The organism is Aggregatibacter sp. oral taxon 458 str. W10330, assembly GCF_000466335.1.
In the GTDB taxonomy this organism is placed as follows: domain Bacteria; phylum Pseudomonadota; class Gammaproteobacteria; order Enterobacterales; family Pasteurellaceae; genus Aggregatibacter.
Genome location: NZ_KE952623.1, coordinates 63,422 through 72,463, shown reverse-complemented (window position 1 = coordinate 72,463; position 9,042 = coordinate 63,422). Strand labels below are relative to the sequence as shown.

Annotated in this window: 8 protein-coding genes; 1 reads left to right on the top strand and 7 read right to left on the bottom strand. The window is 40.9% G+C overall.

The window, feature by feature from the left end:
• Window positions 1-75: 75 nt before the first annotated feature.
• The 3 genes from HMPREF9065_RS00940 to sstT all read right to left on the bottom strand — a co-directional run bounded on the left by HMPREF9065_RS00940 (window position 76) and on the right by sstT (window position 4,097).
• Window positions 76-2,019 (bottom strand): ABC transporter ATP-binding protein, encoded by a 1,944-nt coding sequence (locus tag HMPREF9065_RS00940; protein ID WP_021616959.1) that lies wholly within the window; start codon window positions 2,017-2,019, stop codon window positions 76-78.
• Between the two features lie 173 nt (window positions 2,020-2,192).
• Window positions 2,193-2,723 carry a hypothetical protein gene (locus HMPREF9065_RS00945; protein WP_021616958.1) on the bottom strand — a complete coding sequence of 177 codons (531 nt, stop codon included), beginning with the start codon at window positions 2,721-2,723 and terminating at the stop codon, window positions 2,193-2,195.
• A gap of 126 nt (window positions 2,724-2,849) precedes the next feature.
• Window positions 2,850-4,097 carry a serine/threonine transporter SstT gene (sstT, locus tag HMPREF9065_RS00950; RefSeq protein ID WP_021616957.1) on the bottom strand — a complete coding sequence of 416 codons (1,248 nt, stop codon included), beginning with the start codon at window positions 4,095-4,097 and terminating at the stop codon, window positions 2,850-2,852.
• Window positions 4,098-4,324: 227 nt separating this feature from the next.
• Here sstT and HMPREF9065_RS00955 point away from each other — a divergent pair, with 227 nt between their 5' ends.
• A complete protein-coding gene (locus HMPREF9065_RS00955; RefSeq protein ID WP_021616956.1) occupies window positions 4,325-4,771 on the top strand; it encodes a LexA family protein in 447 nt (148 codons plus the stop codon).
• 88 nt (window positions 4,772-4,859) lie between these two features.
• Here the strand turns inward: HMPREF9065_RS00955 and ftsH are convergent, their stop codons facing one another.
• From ftsH to HMPREF9065_RS00975, 4 genes are all read right to left on the bottom strand, one after another.
• Window positions 4,860-6,680 (bottom strand): ATP-dependent zinc metalloprotease FtsH, encoded by a 1,821-nt coding sequence (gene ftsH / locus HMPREF9065_RS00960; protein ID WP_021616955.1) that lies wholly within the window; start codon window positions 6,678-6,680, stop codon window positions 4,860-4,862.
• 114 nt (window positions 6,681-6,794) lie between these two features.
• A complete protein-coding gene (gene rlmE / locus HMPREF9065_RS00965) occupies window positions 6,795-7,424 on the bottom strand; it encodes a 23S rRNA (uridine(2552)-2'-O)-methyltransferase RlmE (protein WP_021616954.1) in 630 nt (209 codons plus the stop codon).
• 160 nt (window positions 7,425-7,584) lie between these two features.
• The gene (purU, locus tag HMPREF9065_RS00970; RefSeq protein WP_033002767.1) at window positions 7,585-8,421 is read right to left on the bottom strand and encodes a formyltetrahydrofolate deformylase; all 837 of its coding nucleotides are present in this window, start codon (window positions 8,419-8,421) and stop codon (window positions 7,585-7,587) included.
• A 68-nt stretch (window positions 8,422-8,489) separates the two neighbouring features.
• Complete coding sequence (locus HMPREF9065_RS00975; protein WP_021616952.1) at window positions 8,490-8,906, bottom strand: H-NS family histone-like protein; 417 nt, start codon at window positions 8,904-8,906, stop codon at window positions 8,490-8,492.
• Between the last annotated feature and the right edge of the window lie 136 nt (window positions 8,907-9,042).

Below are 9,042 nucleotides of genomic sequence, written 5' to 3'. Positions count from 1 at the left end.
TGAATTAATCGTCTAGATTTTGGGGGTCAGATCAAAATGACCGCACTTTTCTTTCATGGAAGACACAGAAACCGGCTACCTCCCTTCCGCCAAATTTTTCTTTTCTTCCAAAGCTTCCCAACGCATAAATGCTTTTTCCAGTTCGGCCTCGGCGTCAGCCAAGGCTTTCAGTTTGGCATCCGTCACATCGTGAGCTTGTTGGAAGAAATTCGGGTCACCGATTTCGGTTTGAAGTGCGGTGATTTTTTCTTCTAAATCTTCCAACAGTTGTGGGAGTTGTTCCAATTCACGCTGTTCTTTGTAAGAAAGTTTGACGGATTTGGGTTTATTGGAAACCGATTTATTTTCCACCGCACTTTCTTCTTTTTTCGGCTCTACTTTTTTCTGTTTTTCTGCGTTCTGTTCCGCTTTTTGAGCAAAATAATTGGCTTGTTGCTGTTTGGCATCGAAGAAGCCACCGACATATTTATTCAACACGCCATCGCCTTCAAAGATGTAACATTCCGTGGCGGTGTTATCGATAAATTGACGATCGTGGCTGACGATGAGCAATGTGCCTTGGTAGTCAGTGAGGATTTCCTCCAAAAGCTCCAAGGTTTCTACGTCCAAGTCATTGGTCGGTTCATCGAGAATCAATAAATTATTCGGTTTTAATAATAATTTTGCTAATAACAGACGATTGCGTTCACCACCGGAAAGGGCTTTTACCGGCGTCATGGCGCGTTTCGGTGGGAACAAGAAATCTTGCAAATAGCCCAACACATGGCGTTTGATCCCGTTGACTTCCACATCCTGCTTGCCATCGGCAACGTTATCCATCACGGATTTTTCCGGATCGAGATCAGCGCGATATTGATCAAAATAGGCAATATCTAATTTGGTTCCGCAGCGAATGGAACCGCTTGTGGGTTGAATTTCACCGAGCAACAATTTGATAAAGGTGGTTTTACCACACCCATTCGGGCCGACTAAAGCGATTTTGTCGCCACGTAAAATGGTGGTACTAAAATCTTTAAGTAATTGTTTGCCGTCAATGTCGTAACTGACGTTTTCCATTTCAAACACGATTTTGCCGGAGCGGCTGGAGGTGTCTAATTGCAATTTTGCGGTGCCCATCACGTCACGACGTTGGCGACGTTCTTCACGCATGGCTTTTAACGCGCGCACGCGTCCTTCGTTACGGGTGCGACGGGCTTTGATGCCTTGGCGAATCCATACTTCTTCTTGTGCCAAGCGTTTATCAAATAGCTCGTTTTGTAACGCTTCTACCCGCAAGTTTTCTTCTTTTGCGGTAAGGTATAAATCGTAGTTGCCGGGGTAAGACACCAATTTGCCGCGATCTAAATCCACGATGCGGGTTGCCATTTTGCGAATGAAAGAACGGTCGTGAGAAATAAACACAATGCTCCCGCCAAATTCCATCAGGAAATTTTCCAGCCATTCGATGGCATCCACATCCAAGTGGTTAGTCGGCTCATCTAACAACAACACATCCGGATTACACACTAAGGCGCGCGCCAAAGCGGCTTTACGCAACCAACCACCGGATAAATCAGCAAGTTTCGTATTCGGATTTAATTCCAGTTTTTGTAACACTTCATTGATTTTATTCTCAAATTGCCAGCCGTTAGCGTGTTCCAATTTTGCTTGAATTTGGGCAAGCTGGTTTAATGTCTGCTCGCTATAATCCTGCTCTAACTGCATGGAAATATGATGGTATTCCTTCAGCAAATCCGCCAAATGCTCAATGCCTTCCGCCACATAATCAAACACGTTGCCCTCGGCATGGCGCGGCGGATCCTGCTCTAAACGGGACACCACCAAGTCTTTTTCATACTGTACTTTGCCGTCATCCATGATGACATCGCCGGCAATGATTTTAAGCAACGTCGATTTGCCGGCGCCATTGCGACCAACTAAACACACGCGTTCATTAGGCTCAATATGTAGTTCGGCATGATCCAATAAAGGGGCGTCGCTGAAAGAAAGATATCCGTTGGTTAAGCTGATAAGTGCCACAAAAAATCCTATAAAAAATGAAAAAATATTGAAAAAAATGACCGCACTTTTAACGCAATGATATTGCCAATATCAGATCTCGATCATCTATAGCCACACATTTTGTGCGCTAAGGTAAAAAAAACAAAACGCAAAATACCCTCAAGATATTTTGCGTTTTATATCAACGTCAATTAATTCGCGACATTGATTTGTTGTCCATCCACAAAGGTTACACTACGAGGAACAGAATACACGGAGACATCCTGTGAATTAGTAAACAACGTGCGGTATTCATCTTGAATTTTATTAAACGGAATGCGTAAGTTGACCGTCGCTTTAGATTTCGCCGCTAGCGGTTTTGCAAAATCGAGAGGAATATCCTGAGAATAAAGCATGTGTTGGTCATGCCAATATGATGCAATCCAGTAAAGCGATTTGATCGGCTTATTCCCCAGATTCTCAATAGAATATTTTGCCAGAACATAGGCTTGGTTATCTTCGTTAACAATAAATTTCCGCTCTTCAAAATGAATATTAACGTGTTTTTGGAAAAGCGAGAGAGGCGTGTCATTCGTATTCTTCTGTGTGGTTTGCGTTGCCTGTGGTGCTGAAGAGGCGGATTCCGATCCTTTGGGTTTTATCCCTTGTTTCGCCGCCAGCGCTGTACCGACCACTACAATAGAAGCAAACGAGACTAAAGCGATGACTTTCATTAATTTCATTATCGTAACTACCTTATTAAGCTGTTTATTTTCCTGAAATTCTACCCGATCCCCTTAGCAAAATAAATGAGATTTTATATATCCATAAAAGACAAAGGGTAGAACACCTCTACCCTTTCTCTGCAATTATGCTGTTGTTTTCTTATTTTCATCTGCAATACAGGCTGCCGCTGTAAACAGAACGTCTGTAGAAGAGTTCAATGCGGTTTCAGTTGAATCTTGCAGGATACCAATAATAAAGCCGACCCCAATCATTTGCGCGGCGACATCATCGGAAATACCGAATAAGCTACAGGCTAAAGGAATCAATAGCAAGGATCCACCGGCCACACCGGAAGCACCACACGCACATAAACTTGCAACAATACTGAGTAAAATCGCACTGCTGAAAGAAACCTCAATGCCTAATGTATTCGCTGCCGCAAGTGTAAGAATCGTAATGGTAATTGCCGCACCGGCCATATTAATGGTTGCGCCTAACGGAATAGACACAGAATAAGTTTCTTCGTCTAAATTCAAACGTTTTGCCAAATTAATATTCACCGGAATATTCGCTGCCGAACTACGGGTAAAAAATGCGGTTAATCCACTTTCACGTAAACAAGTCCAAACAAGTGGATAAGGGTTACGACGAATTTTCCAGAAGACTAAAATTGGATTCACGACAAAGGCGACAAATAGCATTGCACCAATTAAAACACTTAATAACTGAGCATAACCGCCTAACGCCACTAATCCTTTATCTGCAAGTGTTTGAGCAACCAAGCCAAATACACCAATAGGAGCAAATGTGATGATGACATAAACAATCTTAGACACGGCTTCAGAAAAATCTGATACCACATTTTTTGTTGTGTCTGAGGCATGACGAAGTGCTAAGCCTAAACCAATTGACCACGCCAATACACCAATAAAATTCGCTTTAAAAATGGCATTTAGCGGGTTGTCCACGACATTAAATACAAGATCTAATAACACTGTGCCAACCCCTTTAGGCGCCGACGCGATATCTTCTTTGACAGAAAGTGCCACTTCTACCGGAAATAAGAAAGAGGCAATCACGGCGACTAATGCGGCCAAGAAAGTACCGAGCAAATAAAGCACAATGATGGATTTCATGCTGGTTTGTGTTCCCACCTTTTTATTGGCAATTGCCGCCATGACTAAAACAAAAATTAATAATGGCGCAACTGCGCGGAGTGAGCGCACAAAGATCTGGCCAAGTACGCCGACTTCGCTTGCCAAGTTAAAACCGAGTGATGGTTCCAAAATAGGCGTAACGAGAGCAACAACGATACCTAAAACCAAGCCAATGGCAATCCGTTTGACCAAATTGCCCTGAAAAAATAAAGAAATTAAACGTGATGTTTTCATATTAAATTAATGATGTTGTGCAAATAAAGTTGCGATGAGTCTTTGAATCACATGTGATTCCCCTGAGGAAATTAAAGATAGCCTAAATTTCAATTAAAGAAAACAGAGCAGATCAAATTTTTATTGGTATAAGCAAGATGAGAAAGCACAGCAACACGTTGACACACTGTATATAAACACAGTAAAATTGAGATATAGAAAATTTAGGCTTACGCTAAGGAATTACCATGAATAACAATAATACGCTTGTTTCAATGAACTACAGCGGTTCATCCTATCAACCGCTTCCTTTTTTTGAAGAACAAAAATCAGAAAAATTCCACTATCGCAAAAAACTCGACCTCAACTTGTATTGTGTAAAACACCCAAAACAGACATGTTTTATTCATATCTCCAATCCCAATCTATTAGCATGGGGAATTGAAGCGGGTGATATGTTAGTCGTTGAAAAGAGTGATAAGGTATTTATCGGAGAATTCGTGGTGATGGAGATTGAAAATAATTTTTGTCTTTATGAATTGATCGCTTATACAGACGGAGAATTCGTCTTTTTGTCGTTAGATAAAGGCAAAGAAAATATTAAAACGTCTAACTGGAATAATCTTCCTATCGTTGGGGTGGTCACAAACATTATTCACCAACTCCCTCGAAAAAGAACGCATTTTATTGCGTAAATCTTCCTTTCTTATGGCTTATTAAATCACTGCCTTCACAAGAAATACATAAACCTTGTGAAGGCAGCTAAACTAAGCGAAATACTCGCTATTTAGATTCTTCCCAGCCTGCCGGTGGTGTGACCGGTTGGCGATTCATCAACTGTTTGATTTGCTCTTCTTCAATGGTTTCATATTTTACTAACGCATCTTTCATGGCATGTAAAATATCCATATTGTCGATCAAAATTTGTCTTGCACGAGCATAATTACGTGTCACAATCGCACGGACTTCCTCATCGATCACATGAGCAGTTTCATCAGACATGTGTTTTGCTTTCGCCATGGAGCGTCCCAAGAACACTTCCCCGTCATCCTCAGTATAAAGAATTGGACCAAGTTTATCGGAGAAACCCCATTGAGTAACCATGTTACGAGCAATATTGGTTGCTACTTTAATATCGTTAGAAGCACCTGTCGAAATATTTTCTTCGCCGTAAATCAAGTCTTCTGCTAAACGCCCTGCATACAATGTAGAAAGTTTACTTTCCAATTGTTTTTGACTGATGCTGACTTGGTCGCCTTCCGGTAAGAAGAAGGTTACACCTAAAGCACGTCCACGCGGAATGATTGTCACTTTATGCACAGGATCGTGTTCCGGCACCAAATAACCGACTATGGCGTGGCCAGCTTCATGATATGCGGTGGACTCTTTTTGCTTGTCAGTCATGATCATGGTGCGACGTTCAGGTCCCATGTTGATTTTGTCTTTGGCTTTTTCAAACTCAACCATTGTCACGGTACGTTTATTGGTACGTGCAGCAAATAACGCTGCCTCATTCACCAAGTTTGCCAAATCCGCACCGGAATAACCTGGCGTACCACGCGCAAGCGTCATTGCATCAACATCCGGCCCAACAGGTACTTTTCGCATATGCACTTTTAAGATTTGCTCACGGCCTTTCACATCAGGCAATCCAACCACCACTTGACGGTCGAAACGTCCCGGGCGGGTTAACGCTGGGTCTAAAACATCCGGACGGTTCGTTGCAGCGATCACGATAACGCCTTCATTTCCTTCAAAGCCATCCATTTCAACCAACATTTGGTTTAAGGTTTGCTCACGTTCATCATGGCCACCGCCAAGCCCGGCACCACGTTGGCGACCAACGGCATCGATTTCGTCGATAAAAATCAAACAAGGTGCATTTTTCTTCGCTTGTTCAAACATATCGCGCACACGAGAAGCCCCGACCCCCACAAACATTTCTACGAAATCAGAACCGGAAATCGTGAAGAAAGGCACTTTTGCTTCCCCGGCAATGGCTTTCGCCAATAAGGTTTTACCCGTACCCGGAGGGCCAACCATTAAAATCCCTTTTGGAATTTTACCGCCTAAATTTTGGAATTTTTTCGGTTCACGTAAGAAGTCAACGATTTCAGCCACTTCTTCTTTTGCTTCATCACAACCGGCTACATCCGCAAAAGTGGTTTTGATTTGCTCTTGTGTCATCATACGCGCGCGGCTTTTACCAAAGCTCATGGCTTTACCGCCACCGCCTTGCATTTGACGCATGAAGAAAACCCAAACGCCAATTAATAACAGCATCGGGAACCAAGCAATCAAGATTTGAGATAATAATCCTCTTCTCTCCTGAGGGGTGCCTTCTACTTTAACTTTTTTATTTAATAAATCATTCAATAAGTTTTTATCTTCTAAAGGAATGACAGTGGTATATTTAGCTCCATCTGCTTTGGTAACTAAAATTTCATTATCTTCAAACTTAGCCTGACGCACCTGACCATTTTCAATATCAGTAATAAAAGTGGTATAGTCCGTTACATTGCCGCTAGAAGCCGAATTAAAACTTTGATATGCCGTCATCATGACGACAGCAACAACAACCCAAAGAATTAAATTTTTTACCATATCGTTCAAGGCATTACCCCATATTTATAAAGTTAATAAAATGTCGCAAGGTTACTATATTTGTTTCGAAAGTGAAAGTTATCAAATTGATTGTCTTTCTTTGTGACTTCACCATTAAAACTTATAGCCGCTTGCAACGATATAAACTTCCCGAGAACGATCTCGAGAGGCCTCAGGTTTCCGAACTTTTACCACACTAAAGAGAGAACGAATCTCTTTTAAGTATTCATCAAAACCTTCACCCTGAAAAACTTTTACAACAAAACTACCTTTGTTTGCCAACACCTGTTTGCACATATCCAATGCCAGCTCAACTAAATACATTGCGCGTGGAATATCTACTGACGGCATTCCACTGAAATTCGGTGCCATATCCGACATCACCACATCGACTTTTTCTTCACCGACGCGCTCTAGCAAAGTATTCAACACATTTTCATCACGAAAATCCCCTTGCAGAAAATCTACGCCGACAATGGGATCCATTTCCAAAATATCGCACGCGATAACCCGCCCATTCCGACCGATTTGACTCACGACATACTGCGACCAACCGCCCGGTGCGGCACCAAGATCGACTACTGTCATACCCGGTTTAAACAAACGGTCCGTTTGTTGGATTTCATCAAGTTTAAAATATGCACGGGAACGCAATTTTTGTTTATGCGCTTTTTGTACAAAAGGATCTTTAAAATGTTCATTTAACCAGCGAGTAGAACTCGCCGAGCGTTTTTTCTTGCCCATAACCTGTCTTATGTTTTTTTAATGTTCTTGTATATAAAGGCTTAAGATTGACTTTTCAAGCCTCAAATCATGATTAATAAAAAAATCCACCTTTCCTCGATTTTTGACAGAAAGGTGGCGTAAATCAGAAAGGTACTTATTGTAACAATTAAAGTGCGGTCTATAAAATGATCGTTTTATTCTTATAGACGAAAATGCGATCGTGCAATGCCAAATCTAAGGCTCGGCTCAATACTGTTTTTTCTACATCGCGTCCAGCCTTCATCATGGCTTCCGCACTATAAGTATGGTCAATATTGATCACATTTTGCATAATAATCGGGCCTTGATCCAATTCATTATTAATAAAATGTGCTGTTGCACCAATAATTTTTACACCGCGCTCATAAGCTTGTTGATACGGTCTCGCACCAATAAATGCCGGTAAGAATGAGTGGTGAATATTGATAACGCGATTAGGATAACGTGCCACAAATTTAGGGTTTAGTACGCGCATATACTTCGCCAGCACAATGTAATCCGGAGCAAATTCGTCAATTTTTTCGGCGAGCAATGCATCGTGTTCTTCACGAGTCAAATTCTGATGACTAATACAAAAATAGGGCACATCAAAACGTTTTGCCAACGTACGCAATGCCTCATGATTTCCAATGACGGCAGCAATCTCCACATCAAGACCGCCATAGTAATTTTTCATCAAAATATCGCCTAAACAATGCGCTTCTTTCGTGACTAAAATCACAATTCGTTTACGTTTTGTACTGATGAGACGACAATTGGTCCCTTCAGGTAAACTCAGCGCTAAATCGGCCAACAAGGTTTCTTCATTAAAAATCCCTTGTAGTTCCGTGCGCATAAAAAAATGTTTGGTTTCAAAATCAACAAATTCATTATTATGCACAATATTTAATTGGTGCTTATAACAAATATTGGTAATTTTGGAGATTAACCCAATCGCATCCGAACAGTCGGTTAATAGTATTTTATTCTCAATCATGAGTTCTGTGTCATCTTGATAAAAAAAGAAACCCATAAAAATGGGTTTCTTTTAGTCATTGTTATCAATTAAATTTCAAAAGAAGACAAAGGCTTTCCTTGATCTAATTGCGCCTGAATGGCCTTCGGTGTTCTGCCTTGACCGGTCCACGTTTTTGTTACGCCATTTTCATCAACATATTGATATTTTGCGGGTCTTGATGAACGTTTTTTAGAAACACCGCTGACTTTTTCAGACACATCCAAGCCTAAAATTTCAGCTAATTCTTGTCTAGAAATTCCTTCTTTTTCAAGTAATTCTTTATATTTTACGATCCGTTCTTGGCGTGCATTTTCTTCTTCTTGAGCTTTCGCTAACTCTACTTTTTTCTCAGAAACAAGCGTCTCAATCTTTTCAAGAAGATTTTCTAATTGCTCTACAGAAAAATCACGCGTAGCAAGACGCAAGCTACGGATATTAGACAATACTTTCAATACTTCACTCATTAATTTTCTCCTCTGGTATTAATATAAGTAAACTGGAACCCGAATTATGATAAACAAATTATATACCAAGGTAAATATCTATTTCTTAAATTATTTTATATCAATGACATCTCTTTTATATTGGCATTTCTCTGTT